The 21,784-nt window shown below is 67.2% G+C and carries 1 pseudogene (cut by a window edge); it reads right to left on the bottom strand.

The annotated features are described in order from the left end of the window. Positions 1-21,784 (bottom strand): annotated as a pseudogene (locus ACIRGA_RS33195) (hypothetical protein) (its annotated part extends 6,000 nt beyond the left edge of the window); the annotation flags it as partial.

The following is a 21,784-nucleotide window of genomic DNA, read 5'->3' as shown; positions in this document are numbered from 1 at the left end:
CCTTGTCGCGCCTGGCCAGTTCGAGGGCGCTGTTCTTGAGCGCTACGGGCAGCCGGTGGTTCTGGTCGTTGCGGCGAACGTGATAGCCCTTGTCGTAGTCGACGTCTCGCACCTGCGTCGTGCGCCGGGTGAGCGGGCCAGTGGAGACGGGTTCGGCCACCAAGCGGAACCGGGTGGGATAGGACCAGGTGCTGGTGAGGGGATCGGCCGCGGCGGGGGTCCCGGGCTTCGGCAGTGCCCTGCCTCCCGACCGCTGGGCACCCTCGTGCTCGTGGCCTTCGCCGAAGACGGCGTGCGGCTCGAAACCGAAGAACAAGGCCTGCATACTGCCGAAGACCTGACGGCCCTCTTCGAAGGTGGTGTGCCCGGGCGCCTGGGGTACCCCCGCGCCGAAGACCGGCAGGGTCGCGACCACCTGTGTGGTTTCGCTGCCGCCGCTGAACTCCTTCATCCGCGTGGCATCCGTGTGCCCGTTGAGCTTGATCCGCCCGCTCACGTTCTCGAGGGCGCCCGGCCCGTCGATCATGGCGTGCAGCGTCAACTTCACGCCGAGTTCCGAAGGGAGGATCAGCTCGGTGCCCGTGGCGTCATCTGTTTCCGGCAGGACGGCTTCGGACGGCAGGGTCGAGGCGCTGCCGGCGCCGAAGTGCGACGGCGCCAAGGCGTTCAGCTGGCTCGGGGTGAGCTGCTCCCGCAGCAGCGCCAGCGTCCGCGAGTCCAGTTCCTTCCCGGTCGCGGCCTCCAGCGCGGTTCGGGCGGCGTCGCGCAGATTCTCGACCACGCCGTCGAAGTGGGTGATCCGGAAGTCCGCGGGGTCGTCCGGCAGTTTCGCGGCGCCGGAAGGGTTCCGCCACTTGTCGAGCCTGGCCTCGGTGGCTTCGGTTTCCGGACGCCAGGTGACCGTGCCTTCGTGGGGCAGGTCGTCGCCGGTTCCCTGGTCTTCCACCGCGGACCGGGTGAGCACTGTGCGCTCGGCGGAGATTTCGGCGATGCGCTCGCCGTGCCGTTCGATGCGGATGTCGAAATTGAGATCGACGCTGCGCTCGGCCAACGCTCCGCTGACCGTCTCCGACTGAATCAACTTCGCGGTGCGGCTGTTGGTGCGGCTCCTGAATTGGCCCAGCCACTCGATGATGTGCCCGACGCCGTAGCCGAGCGTGATGAGGGGCGCACCGTGCTTGCCGGGCTCGCGCTCGGCGTCCTTCACGTCGGATTCCGATTGGAACGCCATGCCCGCGGCCGGAATCGTCATCAGTTCGAGGAGGTTCCGCTTCGCGGTGCGAGTCGTCGCCGCCAACACGGACGCCACTGACGTCTTGGTGAGCTCTCCGTGCACGACACCGACCGGCATCGGCTCGCTCGTCGGCCGAACGTCGACGACGAGATCGTAGGTCTCTCCGCTGAGTTTGTTCTCCAGCCGCAGGCCGGCACTGGCGCCCCCGTTGGCCAAGTCGACCATCGACGCCTGGAAGTTGGACAGGAACCGCACGATCGCGCGATGGTTGTCGTGTCCGGTGTCCGAGGCCGCGCTGTTCAGCAGTTGATCGGCCTTCTCCTTGGTGAGAGCGCTCTCCAAGCGCGAGAGGAGGCCGGCCGGGTTGCCCGTCGCGTCAGCCTTGTCGGCTTGGTAAAGCTGGCCGCTGAGGTCCACCGGCTCGCTGACGCCATCGGCCCAGTTCGAGCCGCCGAGGCTGTGACCTTTAGGGACGTCGTCGACCTGTCCGGCGAACAGGGGCGCCGGCGCCGCGGAACTCGCGTGGCCACGGCGAGCGTCTTCGGCCGCCTGCTGGATCCTCACCTCGTGCAGTTGCTCGTCGGTCAGCAGGACCCTCACGGCTTTCGGCAGCTCGGACCGGTGCGCGGCCGTTTTGGCGGGCCGTGTCTTCCGGAAGTGCCACCGATCGAGAAGACCACGCCTGGCCGTCTCCACAGAGACCGTCGTCTCCAGCGTGGCTTCGACCACATGGACGCGGCGCGGCTCGAGGTTCTGCGCCCTGTTGGTCGACACCCGCGTCTTGCGGCTCACCTTCTTGCTGATGGTGGAGCGCCAGAGGTTCAGCTCCGCGAGGATCGGGCCCACACCACGCATGACCGTTCCCGACGAGTGCGCGGCCCCCTCGCTGACAGCGAAGACCGCAGGCTCGACCTCGTTCGAGAACCCCCAACTGCGGCTCTTCTCCGACGAGGTCGACGTCGAAGCTCCCACACCCTGCTGAGGTTGCTGCCAGACGGTGTCGAGCACTTCCGGGTCGCGAAGGCGGTAGGACACTCCCACCGCGGCGGTCCGCGCCGCCTTCCGGCGCTTCCACCGCAAGCCGTCGATCCGGGTCGGACGGTTGAACACACGCAAGTCCGAGCGCATGGCCTCGACCGAGATCGCCTGTTCGATCAACGCGGAGTTCTCGCCGTCCCGGAATTTCCAGATCGGGTCACCGGACGCGCGGTTGAGGGTCGTCCTGACGAGCTTGCGCACTTGGTCCAGCCCGGCCACCGAAAGGACTTGGACGCCATCGAGGACACGGGAAGTCCCGGTCCGCAGGTAGTCGGCCTTGTTCAGCGGTCGCGACGGAAGCCGGGTACCCGCGGTCACCGACACCGACCGCAGAGCGTCGCGTTCCGCCTCCGTCAGCTCGAGCACCACCTCGGTGACGATCGTGCGGGGAGCGCGGCGGTCCGCGGTGGCTCGCGAGTCGATGACGGGCAGGTGGTGTTCTTCGGGAACGTCCTTGCCTCGCTTCCCGAGGGTGAGTCCTCTGGCGAAGTCGTTGTGCCGAGACCAATACGAACCCGAGACCTTCAGTTCGACCTTCGCCGCGTAGCGGTATTTCGGCTCCGGAACGACCGCGCCCGACTCGTCCAGCTCGGAGCCGACGGTCCCACCCGCGGCCAGCTCGGTGGCACGTGCTCGTCCCGTGGCCCTCGCCCGGGTGAACGCCACCCTGTGGGTGCCGGTCATCATGACGGTGTTGCCCCCCAGCGCCGCGTAGATCCGCTCGCGGATCCCGGCGCTGACGTTCCAGCCATCGCCGGCGGTGTCCCCGCCGCGTTCGGCGTCGGTCAACGCCGTGGTGCCGGTACCGCCCTTGACCGGCCCCAGCGGCTCTCCGAGCGACAGCAGCTGGGCGTCGATCTGGAATCCGCTGTGGTAGTCATGCCCCCGGCCCGGCTCGGGGGCCAGGTCGAGGAACTGTGACTGGTCGAAGAGCAGGTTCGGCAACCGCCGGGCGAGGTTGTCCGCGGACAACGCCGTTTCGATGGCTTCCCAGCGTTCGTGCTGGCGCTCCAGTTTCCCGGTCAAGCCCTTCTTCAGTTTGCGGTCGCCGAACGGGGTCACGAGCCCCGCGTCCCGCCACGCCCAGCGCTTGTGCCCGGGAATCGTCTTCGCCGAGTCGCGGAGGATCGTCTTGAGGCGGGCGCTGGCTTCGGACAGCTTCAGCGGCTTCCCCACAGTGCCGGGACCCGGGGCGGCGTACCCGTTGATCGCGGCGCCGGTGACCTCGCCGGGCAACAGACCGGCTTGCCGTGCGTCGTCGAGCTGAGCCCACTGAGTCCCTTCCACAGCCCGGTCGAAGGTGAGCGGCGACCGGCCGGGCACGCGGACCTGCAGGTCGTACACCGTGCGATAGCGGACCACACTGTCGGTGTAGGAGCGGGTCACCGAAAGACCTGAATCCTGGCCGTTCGTGGCCGTCCTGCTCTTGCTGTAGCCGCCCCCGAGGGAGGGACCGGCTCCTGCGGCGACCAAGCCGTAGTCGAAACCCGGACCGCCGGCGATGTAGCCGGTGAAGTCGCGGCTGCCGGTACTCGACGCGGTCTTCGAGCTTGTCTCGGCCTCGTGCTCGCGGAACTCGGCGTCCTCGATCGTCTCCAAGTACGCGACCTTGCGGGCGACGGCCCGCATCTGCACCTTCTGCGTCCGCGAGGAGACAAGACGCTTGATCGGATTCCCGCCTCGGACCAGCGAGTGCGAGGTGACCCAGCCAGTTTCGGCATCGGCCTGTGGAGTCACCGCCATGTCCGAGAGGTTTTCGGTGATGGAGCCCGTGCCGAGGAACTCTCTCAGCACTTCACGCGAGTCCTTGTCCAGTTTGCCGAGGCGAACGAGGACCTGATCGAACATCTTCCGCGGCGTTCCCCGCCGCACCGTGACGGCTTCGGTGGCCGAAGGGGGCAAGGCGTCGGGCATCGGCACCGGACGGCCCTCGTCACGCAGTCCTTCGGGCACGCTGAACTCAGCCGCGACCGGCTTCCACAACGGGCTGTCACCCGGGAGCTTGATACTCAACTTCGAATCGTCGCTTCGGGGCTCTTCCGGCTCGATGACCACGGTCATCGGCACCCTGACCGAACGCGTTCCCCGGTAATCGCTCTCGCCGTCCACGGGCCGCTCCGGCAGCGAGACACTGATCTGCTTGGACCCGCCCAGGTCGTGGCCGTGCGTACGGCTGGTGGACACGGCGGTCGGCATCGAAAAGAACCCGGTGGTGAACAGACCGGGAACCATCGGGGTGAAGAAGATCCAGGTGGTCTGCGGGTTCGTCTTCGTCCCAGTGCGCGCGCCGCTGTTCCCGGAACTTTCCCGGGTCACCGCCTTCGTCGTCCCGGTCCGGCTCGCCGTCTGCTGCTTCGGCCAATGGAGTTTGTCGACCCTGATCCGGATAGGCCTGCCACCCAGGGTGAATACGCGACCTTCGCCGACGAAGGAGCCCGCCTTGGTGCCGAACTCATGCTCGAGATGAGCGAGTTCCGCCGCCGTGGGCGGCTTCGAGGCGAATGAGCCGGCCGACTCGACCACTCGGTCCACTTCCTCGGTCCGGCTCAACTGCGCGGCGATTCCCGGCGCCTTGCTTCCGCGGAGATATCCCGGGATCGCCCGGGCGGTACCGGGAAGCGCACGGGTTTCCGTGCCGGGAACGACCTGCGGCATCGAAGATCCACGGGCGTCGGTGACAGGCGCTGGGGTTTCCGAGGTGACCGGAGCCCCGGTCAGCCCGGCCTGCGGCGGTGTCTGCGACACCACGGGTGTCTCGGCGTCACGCGGTCCCAGGCCTTCCAGTCCGGTCGCCATCGAGGGAATCACGGGGGTTCGAGAGTCCACGGTGGACGATGTTCCGGTCTGCGGTCCCAGGTGGACCGGCCGCTTCAGTCCCAGCCGGGGAGCCCGGACAGGAGCCGTCAACACATACGCGCCCGGCTTCTCCGCTCCCCCCGGCTCCTTCTCGATCCATCCCTCGCCGTCCTTCGCCAGTCGCGGCACCGGAACACCGTCGACGTGGTCCATCCAGCCCACCCGCGCCGCCGGACCGTCCATCAACTCGTCGTCGATCGCCCCGAACCACACCTGATCACGCGGGTAGGACACCTTGACCTGCAACTGGTCCGCCAGCGCCCCAGCCAGCTCCGGCAGGCCCTCCTGAGCACAGAGGAACAAGCGCACCGAGTCCTTGCCGTTCCACCCCGCGTCACGCAACGCGTTCACCACGGTCACCGAATCCGGCACCTTGTGATCCGTGATCACCACACCGAACACACCCGGCTCGTGTGGCAACCATCGCGCTGCTCCGCCCACCTTCGACTTCGGGTCACCCAGCACCATCCCCGCCCGGACACGTCCCACACCGTCACTCACCGGCACCAGCCCACCCAGCACCACCAGACCATCCGCACCTACACCGCGAACGACGTCTTCAGGCAGCAAAGCGTCGAATGCCTTCTCGAACCGCTCGATCGCACGGGCGGAGTCTCCCGTGAGCAAGGGCTCGAGTGTCGCCTCGCCGAGTTCGCGCTTCGTCAGCTTGACCTGGACGTGCACGCTGCTGCCGTGGCCGGCACGAGCCTTTTCCCCGCTTACCTCGATGGCGATGTGCCTGGGCTTGATCTTCAGTCCCGCCTGGGTGAACCGGCTCGTCTCCGCCACCAGCTTCTCGCGCACCAGACCGGCCACGGCCTCGGCCCGTGTCAGCCCCATCTGCTCGGCCCGGCCGCCGTCCGCCCAATCGCCTTCGTTCCCATAGCCGAGCACGGTGATCTTCGGCAGATCCCGCTGGTTCAGACGTTTGCGCAACCGCCACGCGCCGGCACCCGTCACCGACGCCACCAGAGCATCGATTTCCGTCTCCCAATCACCGGAAACCGAACTCAGCTCCGTGCTGTCGAACGAGAACTGAATCATCACGTTGTCGATCTTGTTGACGGCGAAACTCTCCATCGAGATCGGCGGAGCCAGTTCATCGTCTTCCGAGCGGCCAGACGTCTGAGTAGCCCCGTCCTCCAGTAGCCTCGCCCGCTCCCCCATCTCCATGGCTCCGGTGTAGCCGTAGACATCGGCGTCCTCACCGGTCAGCTTTCGCCACTCACGCAGGAGTCCAGCCAGGAAACGCCGGTCCAGCGGTTCGGACGAGTGCAGGAGGTCCAGCGAAACGCTCTGCCCCGATGGGTGGGCCTGCTGGAAGATGCCGCTGCCGTGGACGATATGTGCGCCCACATGGGCCGAGTCCCCGACATCATCACCGATCTGGTCGGGAACATCAGTCCGAAGGGCGAAACGTAATCCGTCCGACCGGCTCGTCCACTGGATCTGCCACAACGGCTTCCGGTCGGCCACTGAAGCCCCTACGTATGGGACCGCGCCTTCCTCCATACCGAACTGCGTCTTCAAGACGCCCGTGCTCAGGAAATATCGCGGCGTCATTGCAGTGGCGCTCTTGGCTGTCATTTGCGCTGAGTGCGCCCCGATTTCGTCGAGCGGGAACACCTGGCCGTATACGCCGAGTTCCTCGTTGACCAAGGGGTAGCTCAGAGCATTCTCGACACCCGGCAAGGGAGCCAGATCGGCCAGTGTGTTGCCACCGTCTGTACCCAGCGTGCCGTCGCTGTTGAAGCTGAAACGCCCCGACAAGGCGAACGTCCTCCGGCGGAACCCGCCGGGCACCAGTCCTTGAGTGAAGGCACGCAGTTCACCGATGGCGTCCGCACCACGGTCCTGCTCGTTCACAGAGCGCAGCACCAGGCCACGTTTCCGATTATTGCCGAACCGATGGTCCAGCCTCGCCCGCAGCGCGGGTTCGTTGCGCAGGATCCGCGTGAGCTCCGCCATCGTCGACGGGTGCTCGACACCATCGATCCGAGTCGTCTGGAAGCCTTCCTCGCCACGGCCGAGGAAGAGGAACAACGGCATCGTCGTTTTCCCCCACATGGACGGCGATTCCATCAGTGAGCCGTCCGCCTGCCGTTCGGAATACGTGCGGATACTGTCGACCGTCGCTTCGGCCGCCCATTGCTTGACCTCTTCGAAGTACGACTCGTCGCCCTTGAACCGGGTGAACAGCGCGACCGTGTTCCCGGATCGGTCGGGCAGGACCTCAATGGCCAGATCGCCTGCTCGCAGCCCGGACACCAGCACCGGCCGATCTTGGCCGAGCGTGGTGATGGCGTCCGGCGAGACCGTCACCTCCCCGTCGAACGCGTAGACGGGATTGAAGAGCCCGCCGGCGTGCAGGGCTCCCGCGAAATCGAAGCCCAGACCACCGAAATTGTTGCGCGCCCCCGCTTTGTTCCCGACGATCAGTACCGGTTTGCCGGCGTTCGCCCGCAGCGTCGAATGGAAGTTCTCGTCATTCAGCCACAGCCGTCCCAGTTGTTCCCCGTCGATCTCCGCGACCGGGCCGGATTCATGCTTGTATCGGGCGAACGTGCCATCCGGCGCGTTAACGACCAGCACCAGGGGATCCACGATTCCCCAAGAGCCGAGACGCTCCGCGACACCGTCAGAATCCAACGACGTCGCGAACTGCTCGAAGACCTCCTGCTGCCGCTCGCCGCCCGCCAATCCGAACACCGGGCCCGAGGCGACGTGGACCAGGTCCGCCACGGAAGGCAGGCCGCCTTCAGTGAACTTGGCGCCCTTCGGCACTTGAAGGATCATGCTCGGTTCGGCGCCCGACTCTGCTTGGAAGCCGAAATCATAGTCACCCACGAATTCGTGAGTGAGGATGGGGCCGGCCTGCGAGCGCAACTCCGTCATGAACTGTTTCGCGGCCCTGTTTCCCTCGTTCAAGTTACTGGTTTCGAGCCAGAGCAACAACGGTGGCCGCACCGACGCTGTCATGGCCTCTTGGAACCACTTCGCCTTCGCCATGGTCCTGGCTTGCTGTCGCGGTGAGATACCACTCACCCGGCCGTCCTGCAACGGTGTACTGATCTGACCGTCACGCTGCTTCAGGGGAACCACGAGGGGAGGAACCCGTATTCCCGATGTCGCCGACGCCCACGCCGCCCGTCGGGCCGAGACGGACAACTGACGATCGTCCTTCTCAGCCACCACACGGAGAGTGTGCTCGTCCAATTTGTGCGCGAACTCCTCGATCCCCCTTCCGACGAAACCCATTCCTCCCGGCTGCCTGCCCCAGCCACCGCCGATCGGAACCCATGCGACGTCTTCCGGAGCCAGTTCCGACACCTGGACCGGATCACTGTTCGGGAATACCTCTCCGGTCTCGTCGAAGCTGACGCTCATCCAGAACACCGGCCGGAACGGTCCGCCATCGCGCAGCGCGGCCGAGAATTCCCCACCCACCGAGAGGACGTCATCCTCGCCGAACAGGTCTGTCCCATCGTCGGACACGAGCAGGAGGACGGGTTGCCGGGCGTCTGCGGCCGGGAAGAGAGAAGACGCCTTCACGTGACCTGCGAGCGCGACCGCGTCGATCACTTGGCCCTGGTGGGAGAAGCCGGATCCGGATCGCTGAACATAGACGTTGAACGACTCGGAGTCGATCAGCGGAAGATCCGACTCGTGCAGGCTTCGCCACCGGGCCTCTTCGCTTGAGCCTTCGGCGGCGAGGCTGAGCGCGCCCAGCGAATTCATCGTCGCCGGGTACTCGACACCCTCCCGGGGAACTTCCTCGACGTCGTCCTCCGAATCGGAGGAATCCGAGTCGTCGTCGATCACCACGGCCTCGACCGCCGAGTGGTCGGTTCCCTCTGATTCCGTATCGAACTCGTTTGCCGAGCCACCCGTACCGACGTAGGAATCGGCTGCCGAATTCTCGGCTTCGCTGAAGCCGAAGTCGGTCACCGGCTCGTCCGCGGCCTGGAAGGTCGCGTCGGATGCGGCGTCGGAGTCCGAATCGGCGGCGCCCGAGGACTCACCCGCCTCCGGCAGTGCATCATCATCGTTCCTTGCGCTCCCGGGGAAAACGGGTGTGTTCCGCGGGGAGGTCCGCAAGGTTCCGAGTTTGGTGGCGAGTTCCTTGGACAGCTTCTCGGCGTCCTGTTCGGACAGTCCATTGGCCAGATATCCCGCGACGAGGTCTTTGATCGCGTTGTTCAGCCTGACAGCGTCCGCTTGTTCGGGGGCCGGGTTTTCGTTCCAGACGGGCACCCGGTGATACCGAGACACAATTCTGGTGGCTTGCGCGATGTAGGGTTGAACATCGTGTGCGGGTTTCTTCCCGAACTCCCGCTGGAGCAGGCCACCATCGTTGTGAACCCACTCCAGCGCACCCTCGCGGTTCGTCGGAATCGGCGGCCACAACGGTGCCCGTTCCTCGCCACCCAGGACACCATCCCGGCGACGCCACCCCACCGGGCCGGTCAGATCGAACGCCTTCAGATCAGCGAGTCGGTCAGCGGCCGCAGCGCTCCTGGTAGCGAGGGACTCGTGCAGTCGCCAGGCGACGATGTCGATTCCTGCCTCGTACCGGGCCCGGTGCAGAGCGTGGACCCGCGGGACGGTCCCGTCGAACCGCAGTGGCTCGTGGTGGTACCTGTTCATCAGCTCGCGAGCCCGCGTGAGGACCCTGTCCCTGCCGGTGCTCTCCAGTGCTGCCAGCCCGTCACGCGCTGTCCGCAGATCGGAAGACCACGGCCCCGCCGGATCAGCGACGTCGTTGTAAACGACCGGGCCGTACAACCCACCCACAGGACGCTGCCCCTCCACCGACACCCGCACCGTCGCGCTCCGCGGGTCGTCCGCCGGCACCACACGCGACTCGATATCCACCCGTGCCCGCACATCCTCGAACTGCACCCCCAGCACATTCACCGGGTAATTCGCCAACCGCGCCTTCACCGCGCTCTCCACCCACGACCTCAGCGAATCCGCGACAGTACCGGGCTGCCCCTCCTCGACGAACACCGTTACCCGCATCTGCGGCGACACCTCCGGCCGAACCCGCACCACCGCATCGACAAACCCCAGCGTCATCAAGCGGACGGAGTCATCGCCGAAGTCCCTCAACGCGCCGGACTCACTCAGCGGCCCCGCCCACTCCGCCCGGGCGACTCCCCGCGATTCCTCCACGACCCAGCCATCGACCAACCCGCCCGACATCTCCGCCACGGCAGTGTTGCTGTAGCGGTAATCCCCCTGCGGAGTCCTCACATTCACGATGTTGTCGAACCAGGCCTGAACCCATTCCACAGGTGCGGGGTCCAGCTCCACCTGCTCCCGGACCATGTCCAGCAACTCCACCGGACGCCGTCCCAACGGCGTCCGTTCAAGAAGTAGCCTGGTTTCCTCACTCAGCGAGGATTTCCGCAGCTCGGTGACACTCAACCATTTCGCGATGCCACGCCGCAGCAGAAATTCCTTCAATGTCCGCGGCCCCGACTCATCCGCCGCAGGCCGCCACTCCACCACCTCCAGAGGAACAACAGAAGCGGACTCCGGTTCGCTGGTCTGCACCACACCACTACGAGATGACTCACCGGCCTTCGGCGGGGCATCGTCGTTGCGTGCGCCACCGGGCAAAACAGACGTGCTCTGCGGAGACCTCCGCCGGGTGCCGCGTTTGGTGGCGAGTTCCTCGGACAACTGCGACGGGACCAGTGGTGTCGAAGTCACTTGCCCGCCCCACGGCAGCAACATCTCGTGCTCGTCGGGGCCCCGGTCCAGCTCATGCTCCGGACCTTCGACGGTCATCACCAGCGCCGGCCCCTCGGCCGATATGTCTTGACGAAACTCGATGTTGTCCTTGATGAACCTGGTGACCTGCTCCTCCGACGCCCGCGGCATCGCCGCCCAGACCCCGGCGGTCACCTGCGCCGTGGCCACAGCCCCCCGCCCCGAAACCGTGTCACCAGGCACGGACAGCAAAGTCAAGACCAGACGAGGCCGCTCCCCCAGCACATCGCTGTCGTTCACCCGCTGAACGAATCCCTCCAGCTGCCACCCCATCCGACGCCACGAAGCCTGCGAGAACGCCACACCGTCCTCCAGGAAAGGCAGGGTCTGCGCCCTCGCGGCCCGGTAATACCGCACAGACCGGTTCGGCGACCGGCGCACCAACACCTCGACACCGGGCGACTCCCCCTCAGACAGCTCCCTGCCCACCCGGTCGAACGCGAACCGCACCGCCTCCCCGTCCAACCCTCGGTCCCCCAGCGCCCCCCGCAACCGGCCCTCCAGCGAGTCGAGCAACCCCGGCCCGTACTCCGCCCGCCGCGAAGCGGTATCGGTCAGCCCGACCATGATGTCCAACGGCTCCCGCATCTCCCGCTCCAGCACCACAGCGTTCCCCGCGATCCGGTCCACCAAAACCACCAGCGAAGCCTCATCCACCGGAGACCACCACGGTGAACCATCCACCCCCAGCACGGCACGCCACGCAACCTCCACCTCCGCGGACACCCCACCGGATTCACCCCCGAGGACCGCGGACTCTTGGGCCGCACGCAAAGTCCTCCGCCTCGACTCCACCTGCTGCTGCCACTCGTCCCGCACATCCGGCGGGAGCGACGACACCTCACCCTTCCCGTCCACGTACACATCCAGCAGAACGGCGGATTGCTGTTCTTTCCTACGCTTGGGGTACGCGGTGATGTGGACGGACTCGTCCAGGATCCTACGGGCCCATTGCTCACTTTCAGCCCCTGGCAACTGCTCGCGGAAAGCGGCGAGGACGAGTTCCTCTACCTCCTTCAGTCGAAGGTCGGCACCGGTTTTGGGGGAATACATCACCCCGATGGAGAGAGTCTCGTTCCCGCCCTTGAGGCGCTTGAGGATGAATCCCGTTGACAGCCAGGTGATCCGCTGCCGGGCGGCCTCCGGCAGAACGGCAAATAGCGGCACGAAGAACTCCGTCAAGGACGTCGCCGCAAGATAGTGTTTCTTCCCGAACTCTGGTGTCTCGTGCACGGCGATTGACACCGCACGGTCTCGTTGCTTCTCGGCCGCATGAGCCACGTAAGTGAAGCGAAACTTACTGAGATCAGGGCCACGTTTTTGAACCTCCGCCTTTACCAGATTTTCGAGCTCCACATGCTCAGGGAGGAAAACTCCGACACCGGACCTGATCGTCTTTCCCCAGACGTGCAACCGGATATCGTTGGGTTGCTGATCCTTGCCCGCACGCGCTTCGATTTTGGTCACGAGTTCGTCAATGAAGCCGTTCAGCCTCTTTTGAGCCTCCTCGACGAGCACGAAGGGCTCTCCGTCCTTCAACTCTCCCTGCCAGCTATCGAGTTCGCGATCCGCGCGGTCCATGGCTCGGGCGTACAGTTTGATCGGCAGCTCCGGTACCGGATCGGATTTGAGTCCGGCGAGAGTGACGAAAAGAGCGGGATGGCTATGGTTGGCCGTCCGGGTGACACCCATCACTACATGCTGGGCGATGAACGCCTCGACATCCTCGTCCGAGTACTCTCGCCGCACCGCCTTCACCGCCTCGCGGAGCTCGGCCGTGACCCCCGCCATCCGTCGTGCGGCCGCGTCGGCCCTGGTCATCAGGTGCACCACGAGACGCACCTGCTCGTGGGGAGAGTCGTTGTTGTCCAGCCGCTGGGCAAGGCCCTCCACCAGCAACCGCAGACGGCGCACATCGGCGGCGAACAACACGTGCTTTTGCCTCATGGTGACCAGGGGCAGGTTCAGTTCACCCCCCGTCTGATAGCTCTCTTCGGGCCGGTTCGGCGAGACATGCAGGGTGATCCCCACTTCCGTGCCGCTGTTCGATCCGTGCTCTTCGCGGTCAAAGGTCAGCTTCTCTTGGTTGAAACCCGGACTGGCGACGTCGACCGCCGCGCGTAATTCATCCTCCAGAGTCGACAGTGCGGCGGCATACTCGTCGTCTGTCCGGCGGGCTACCTTCCGGTAGAGGTGCAGCCGGGCTTCCGGCATCTCCTGCTTTTCATCGACCGCCTCCTTGACCTTGGCCGCGAACCGTTTCTTCAGCTCCTCCAGCTTGTTCACGCTGTCTTCGGACAACGGCCATGCGGCACGCCAGCGGTCCTTTACCTTAGCTAGACGCACCCTTCCCTGCCGCAACTCGCCGTTAGCGTCACGCCAGGCCGGATATCCGGCTCCGACCTCCGGGGCCACGGCCTGGGTCACGACCGACTCATCGAGCGCCATGTCCTCATCATGGGAGCTGCCGTCTCTTCCCAGTGTTTCCTGAACCGGCGAGAGCCTGTTGAACCAGTCCTGTGCCCGCCCGGAGTCCGGACCGCTGACAGGCGCCGCAGCAACACCACGCGAGGACTCACCTGTCGTCTCCGGCCGGGCATCGATCCGCGCCCCACCCGGCAAAGCGGGCATACCCCCACGACCCGACGCCCCCGGGGCGGGCGCGGCATTCCGGCCACGACCGGGACCTGCCGGCAAAGCGCCCGCACGCTGTGGCGAGGGCCGCAGTGTGCCGAGCTTGGTGGCGAGTTCTTCGGACAGCTTCTCGGCGTCCTTTTCGGACAGTCCGTGGGCCAGATATCTGGCGACAACGTCCTTGACCGCGTCGTACACCCTGGCAGCTTCCGCTTGTTCGCGAGATGGTTCTTCGCTCCTGCCGGGCACCTGGTGATGCAGAGCCACAATTCTTGTGGCCTGCTCGATAGAGCGCTGAGTCTCCTGCTCGGGCCTCTTCTCGAACGCCTGCGGGGAGAGGCCACCATCGTTGTTGTGGACCCACGCCAGCGCACCCTCACGATCCGACGGAATCGACGGCCACAACGGCTCCCATTTGCCGCTCAGGACACCTCTCCAGCGAAGCCACCCCACCTCGTCGGCCAGATAGAGAGCCAGCTCATCAGCGGCGTGCTCAGCGTCCTCGAAGTCCCCGGTGTCATTGAGAAAGGTGTGTAGTCCCCAGGCGACCAAGTCGACCGCTGCCTCGTACCGGCCCCGGTACAACTGGTGGATCAGCGGGGCGGGCCCGTCGAACCGCCGCGGCTCGTAGTTGTACTGGTTCACCAGCTCGCGAGCCCGCGTGACGACCCTGTCCCTGTCCGCGCGGTCCAGCCGTTCCAACCCGTCACGCGCTTCCTGCAGATTGAACTCCGACGGCCACGCCGGATCGTCGGCGTCGGCGTCGGCGTAAGCGGCCGGGCCGTACAACCCACCCGGGGGGCGCTGCCCCTCCACCGAAACTCGCGCCGTCGCGAACCGTGAGTCTCCCGCCGGCACCACAAGCGACCCGATAGCCACCCGTGCCAGCAAATCCTCGACCGACACCTCCGGCGCATCGTCCGGGTACTCCCCTAACCGGTCCCGCACCGACCTCGCCACCCGCGACCTCAGTGCCTCCGCACCAACACCGGGATCCCCCTCCGCTACAAAAAACTCTGCCCGCATCCGCGGCAACGACTCCGGCCGGGCCCGCACCACGGCATCGACAAACCCATCCACCATCAAATCGACGACGTCAGTGTCGAAGTCCGTCAACCTGCTGTACTCGTCCAGCAACCCTTTCCACTCCGCCCTGGCAACCCCCCTCGATTTCTCCACGAACCCCGCACTGACCAACCCACCCGACATCGCCGCCACGGCACCGTCGCTGTAGCGGTAATCCCCCTGCGGAGTCCTCTCATCCGCGATGTAGTCGAACCACGCCTGAACCCACCCCACAGGTGCTTGGTCCAGCTCCAGCTGCTGCCAGACCATGTCCAGCAACTCCGGCGGAAGATCGTGCAAAGGCGTCTCGGTCCTCCACCACTGCCGCCACTGCGCGATCACACGCCACGCCAGGAATTCCCTCAGCGTCCCCACCCCACCAGTACCAGGCCGCCACCCCACCACGTCCTGCGGAACACCAGAAGCGGAGTCCGGACCGCTGACACGCGCCGCACCGTCACCCGAGGAGGACTCACCTGTCACCGGCAGGGCGGCCTGATCGTCCTGCGCCCCGCCCCGCGTGGCAGGTGTGTTGTGCGGGGAGGTCCGCGACGTGCCAAGTGCGAGGGAGAGTTCCTCGGACAGTTCCTCGGCGTCCTGTTCGGACAGTCCATTGGCCAGATATCCCGCGACGAGGTCTTTGATCGCGTTGTTCAGCCTGACAGCGTCCGCTTGTTCGGGGGCCGGGTTTTCGATCCAGACGGGCACCCGGTGATAGCGGGACACAATCCTCGTGGCCTGCTCGATATGAGGCTCAACATCCCGCGCAGGCCTCTTCCCGAACTCCCGCTGGAGCAGGTCACCGCCTTTGGCCACCCACTCCAGCGCTTCCTCGCGGTCCGTCGGAATCGACCACGTCGGCTTCGTCTGGGTCGGCTTCGTCTGGGTCGGTGTCGGGTCGGTGCGAGTGGTGGCTTCCTGGTCGAAGGTGTCGTGCAGGCCCGCGGCGGCGTGGTCGAGCAAGGTTCGCCAGTCGTGGCCTGCGCTACCTGTCGGGATCGTGTAGTCGGCGTAGAAGTCGGTGAGGAAGTCCTCGTTGAGCCGGGCGGTGACCGAGGCGGGTATGACCAGATCAGGGTGGGCGGCGCGCCAGGTGCCGAGCTGGTCGGTGAAGGTCCGCTGCGCGGCGGTAAGCGCCTCGACCAAGCCCGGGTCGGTCTGGTGTTCGTCAGGCGGCGGGGTTTCGGGTTCGTCGCCCGATGTCGTGGGGCGGTTTCCCGGGCTGGTGGGCGGGGCATTGGGCTGGGCGGTGTGCTGGTCGATGGTGGGATGCCCGGAATTGGCCTGGATTCCTCCGACCAGATCGCGGAGACCCTGCTGGGCGGCGGTGATGGCAAGCGCGTCCCCAGAGGTGACCGCGTCGGTGTAGTGGGTGATCGCCAGCTGCACGTCGGGGTTCTGTGACAGCTGGAACAACTCGTCCTTGGGTGAGGAGTAGTACACGACTTCACCGCCGCCGCCGGAGCGACCGGCCCGGTTCTGGGCCTGGATGTCGATGTCGCGGGAGATCTCCGAGTGCGCGGTGATCCGCACCACCAGATCCCCGGCGTCTTTGGCTTCTTTCGTGGTGGTGATGTCGACCCCGCGGGCGCCCTGCATGTTGATCACCAGGACCTTGCCCTGCGCGCCGGCGGCGTCGATGACCCGCTTGAACTCGTCGTCGAAATCGACGTCCTTCTCCAGCTGCCATTTCGCGTCGATCGCCTCGTGGGTCACACCGAGCTCGGTCAGCATGTCCGACACCATCGCCACTTGATCGTTACGGGTCGCGAGGATCAGCTGCGGTTGGCGGGTGCCCTCGGGGCCCTGCATCGCGTGGACGTCCTCAGCCAGCTGCCGCAGCTTCGTGGCCTCGTCGGCGGCGACCACGTCATCGGCGATCTTCAACCGCGGCTCGTAATACCGCGAAACATCCTGCACCTGCGACGACATCCCCTGCTCGGCGAACTTCGCCCCGTGCCCGTTCGCCGTCCCCGACGCCCCCGTCTTCTGCCCGTACTCCTTCTTCCCCAGCAACTCGTGCGCCGTCACGACCTTGTTCCCCGCGGAATCACTGCGGATCTCCAGACCGTGCTTGAACTCCACGGCCTGAGCCAGTCCACCGTTCCACCGGCTCTCCGAACTCGTCGCCGGGTTGAACATCACGTTGTGTGTCGTCTGGTCGATGATGAAGATCTTGCCGTCGTGCACTACGTAGTGCACGTTCTCCTTGTATTCCCAGCGAGCGGCGGCGGCCATGTTCACCCGGGTCACTTCGTCATCCGACAACGTCCGCCCCAGCAGCAGTTCCACCTTCTCCTGGCCAGGGCCCGTCAGCCGGGCCTGGCCACCCGCCTGCCCGTCCCGGCGCCCGAAATCGGCCTCGGTCAACCAGCCACTGCCCATCGCGTCCCGCACCAGATCATGCGCCGTCCGCACCTGTTCCAGCACCTCCGGCGACGCCACCCCCTGCACCCCCTCGCTCAGAATGTATTGCGCGTTCGAATACACCAGCGCCTCGTCGATTTCGTCGATACTCACCGTCAACAGCACCGGATCGTCCTTCGCCTGCTGCCCCGGCAACGTGTCGTGCCGCAGATAGGTGAACCCGACATCCTCCGCGGTACCCAGATACACCGTGGGCCGCCCCTCCCGTGGCCCCGGCGGCGGATCGTCCTGGTTCAGCCGGTGCACATCCACCCCCAGCCGCTGCAGCAAGTCCACGTAAACCGGCAACTCCCGGTCCGCCAGAATTCCCCGGGTCGTGGTCACCTGCACCCCGTCCACCCCCGGCCGCATCGCGTTCACCGCCGCATGGGCGAAGAACAGCCAGGACTTCCCCTCCCCCGCGGCCATGTTCACCACCCGGCCCTCACCGAAAGCGTGCACCGCCGACACCTGCGTCCACCGCAACGCGATCCCCTTGTTCCGCCGGATCAGCTCGAACACCGCCGCGAACGCGTCCGCCTCCGGCCCCCGCCCATACAGCTCCTTCAGCTCCGCCTCCGACAATTCGGTCAGCCGGCGGTGCCGTGGAACCTCCGGCCCAGACCGAGCCGCGATGTCCCACAATGTCCGCGCCGCCTCCGACGCCTTGTTCGCGCTCGCCAGCCAGCCCTCGTACGCCACCGCGTCCGTCGTGTGCTGCACCCATCCACCGTCACCATCCGGCACGAACACCCGCGGCTTGCTCAGCCAGTTACCCTCGGCGTCCTTCAATTGCCGGTACGCCACCACCTTCTCCGCGCCGCCATGGTGATCGATCACGCGCTCGCTCTCCGGCGGCAACATCACCCTCGACCCGTCGGCGAGGGTCATCACACCGGCCTCGAGCACTTCGGCCTCAGTCATCTTCTGCGCCCGGACCTCCCCGGCCCGCGAACGCGGCGGTGACCACTGGCCGTCCAGACCCCGGTCGACACTGACCCCTTCCCCCAGCTCCACAAACCGTGCCTCACCACCCGCGTCGAACACCGCCCGCGCGCCCTTCGGCACCACCACCGGTCCATCACCGCTCTGGACCACCCCCGCACCCTCTGCCCCATACCAGCCGTCCTCACCCCGCAACCACGACGTCCCCAGCCCCCACACCCGCTCCGGCCACACCACCGTCCCCGCAGACGGACCCGCCACCACCGCCGGCCGTGCCGGGTCCGTCTGCGGCGGCGTCTCCCGCGCGTCGCCCGCGGTGTCCCGGAGCGCGGCCTCGATCCCCGCGAGATCCCTCGCGTCCAGGTGGGCGCTCCGCCCCTCAGCCGTACCGCCGAGCCTCGCAGGCTCCGACGTCCGTCCCTCCGCCCCGATGAACCGCAACAGTTTCCCCACCGCCGCGTCGGTGTCCCCGGCCAGCCACGACAGCTGGCCACGCTTCGCTGTGGTGCCCACCTCGACCGGCACCGGCCGCTTCCCGTCCCGCTCCCATCCCGCACGGGGCGGCGCGTCCGGCGTCCGCGCGTCGAGCACCACATGCAGCTGATCCCCACCAGGGAACCGGTACCGGCCGTTGACCCGCTCGTCCAGCACCCGCTGCACAGCGTCTGCCAACTTCCGGCGCGTGGCCACGTCCACCCCGCCCGGCTTCGACACCAGCTCCACCGGCACCGACAACTCCCGCACCCACCGGCCCGGCGCCACCTCACCGCGACGCACATCGAACCGCAGCTGCACCATCCCGCTCTCGGTGTCTTTGTCCGATGACGTCGCGAGGTCCCGCCGCTCGCCACGATGCCGCGCCGGCGACACCGACTCCCGCACCGCACCCCACTCCGCGGCCGTCACGAACTCCGCCACCGGACCATCCGAGCGTCCGTCCGAAGTGGACCTGCTCACCTGCTCCGGCCGGGTCGATCCCAGCTGTGCCGCCACGAGCGCCGGTGGCACATCCTCGGCGTCCACACCCGAATCCCTACGCGACACGGGATCACCTGGCTTACCGGCCGGCCGGCTCTCCGGCGCTCCCACCACATGCGGTGCCTCACCCGGAGCCTGCGACCCACGCCGATCCGCGACCGACTCCGCACCAGACCGGACACCCTCACCCTTCACCGGCGGCGCCGTCTCCGTCCGGGCGGCCAGTGGCCCATCACCCTTCGCCGCGGGCACCGTCTCCGTCCGAGCAGGCAGCGACCCATCGCCGCCACCCTTCGGCGGCTGCGCCGCGGGACCGGCCTCCGTCCGGGCAGGCTCACCACGCAAGAACTGCTGCGCTGCCGACCCGTCACGCCCCGGGACCCGGTCCGCACCAGACCCCTGCCCGGAGGCCGGCCGCGCGGCGTCGTTCGCCCCCGGCTGGGTCCCGGCGGCATCGGCACGCCCGGCCTGACCCGGCCCCGGCTGACCGGAGGCAGGCGGCGGCCGGCCGTTGTCCACCACCACGGGTTGATCGGGATCGGGACGCGCGCGATCGCCCACCTTGCCGGAAGCCGGGTGGTCCACAGTGGGCTGGTCCTTGGCAGGCCCGGTGTCCCCGGCCTTGGGCGCCGGGCCATCGGTCTTGGGTGTCGGCAGCTGCGGGGAACCGTCGGGCTTCGGCGTGCCGGTCTGGACCGGGGCATCGGCCTTCGGAGCGGACGGCTGATTCGTGCCCTCGGCCGGGCGCCCCACCTGCGGCTGTCCCTCGGAAGAACCGGTCTCCCCGGCCTTCGCCGTGCCCGGCTGCGCCGGACCGCCGGCCGTCGTCGCGGGCGCCTGGGTCGGCGCGGACTGCCCGGCCGCGGCGGGGCGTCCGTTCTCGCCCGCGCCAGGCTGACCGGCGGTTCCCGTTCCCGGTTGCGCCTGCCCACCGGCCGTGGTCGCGGGCGGCTGGCTCGCCGCAGGCTGGCCCGCCTGGTTCTGCGCCCCGGTAACCGGCTGTGCCGGACCGCCAGCGGTGGTGGCGGATGGCTGGCCCACCGTGGGCTTCTCGCCCGCACCCACCGGACCCTGCGTACCCGGAGCCGGCTGAGCCGATGTCCCGGTGCCCTGCTGCACGGGTCCACCGGACGTGCCCGCACTCGGCTGACCCGACGTTCCTGTGCCCGGCTGCGCCGGACCGCCTGCGGTAGTAGCGGGCGGCTGAACCGACGAAGGCTGAGAGGGCGTCCCGGTAGCGGCCGGGGCCTGGGCACCGGCGGTGACCGATTGTCCGTTCGTGTTCGACCCAGGCTGGCCCGCTGTGGACACCTGCTGGCCGCCGGTGGTGGCGGGGCGAGCATCGCCACCCGCCGAGACCTGGCCGTTGCCCATACCCGCGGCCGGTTGCGCCGTGCCGGTTCCCGACACCGGTCCACCGGTCGTCCCTGTTACCGACTGCGCCGAGTTGGACGACACCGAGCCACCGGTGGCCGAGGACGCCGGGCTGCCCGCCGAGTCGGCGCCCGGCAAGCCGGTGGTGATGGCGGGGCTGGTGGTGAACAGCTGGCCGACCGGGCTGCCGCCACTGCTGGTGACCGGCTGCTGCACGACATCGGCCCGCCCATCGGTCCCGGCCTGGGTTCCCGGAGTCTGCGTGTTCCCGGTCCCGGTGCCCGACCCTGGCGCGCCAACGGTTCCCCTGCCCTCACTCTGCCCACCCAGCGACTCGGTGACCGCAACGACCAGGGCCCCGATGGCACTCTTGGCGCCCGGAATCACCAGCGCCGGCTTCGCACTATTCTTCTCGCCCGAGCCCGACGTCCCCTGACCCTCGGAATCCCGCAACGTCTCCCCAGAATCCACGGAATTCCGCAGCGTCGCCTCGGAGTCCGCATCGGACGATGGCCGCGACGACACCGACTCCGCATCACCGGACGCACCCGGTTTCTCCGACCCATCCGGTGCGGGCTTCTCCGGCGCATCCGGCAAATCCAGACCGAGGTCGTCGACATCGACCTTCATCCCGTCCTCGCCACCCGCCCCATCCGGCCTCCGCGGCCGGCCGAACCCCGACAACGCCCCCAACGCCCCACCCCAGAACGCCTCCGGATTGTTCAGCACCGCGTTGATGATCGGCGTACTCCACAACACCGACGCCACCTGACTACCCGCATACCCCAGCTGCCCCCAGATCACCATCCCCCGCGGGATCTTCTTCCCCAGATCCCGCGCCGCCGACTGCGCCGTATACACGACAACCCGCGCACCACCCGTCATCAACCCCGACGCCGCGCCACCGATCGCGCCGCCCACCGTCGCCTGCCACACCGCCTTGCCATCGATCTCATCCCGCTGATGGTTGTTCATCTGCCCCAGCTGGGTGAAGTAATCGATCGACGTCATCAACCCCGCGCCCACCGCCGCGGACACCCCCACGTCGATCGCCGCCTGCTGCGCGAACGGCGCGATCCGCACCAGAGCCTGCTTCAACCCCTCCCACGACAACTTCTCCAGCCCCAACGTCGACAACTTCGCCAGCAACTGCTGAACGATCATCCGCATCGTCAACTGTGTCGCGGCCTTCACCGCCGGGATCATCCACGAAAAGATCAACGAAGCCGCCAGAAACGCGATCTGCGCCACCGCGAACACCGCGGCCGCGATCAACAGAATCTGCGCTTTCTCCACATTCGCCGCGGCCGTCCTCGTCGTTTTCGACAAATCCCTCGAATACGACGCCAACTGCCCCAAAGCCTTCGCGACAGTCCCCCGCAAATACTCCGTCATCGCCTCCGCGTACTCACCATCCATCGACCGATCCAGCTCGGCCGCCCGCGCCCGCACATCCGCCGCGAAATCCTCTGCCAC

It is taken from the genome of Amycolatopsis sp. NPDC102389, assembly GCF_044765885.1.
Classification (GTDB): Bacteria; Actinomycetota; Actinomycetes; order Mycobacteriales; family Pseudonocardiaceae; genus Amycolatopsis.
The sequence above is the reverse complement of the archived record's forward strand: the minus strand, read 5'-3'. Positions and strand labels throughout refer to the sequence as shown.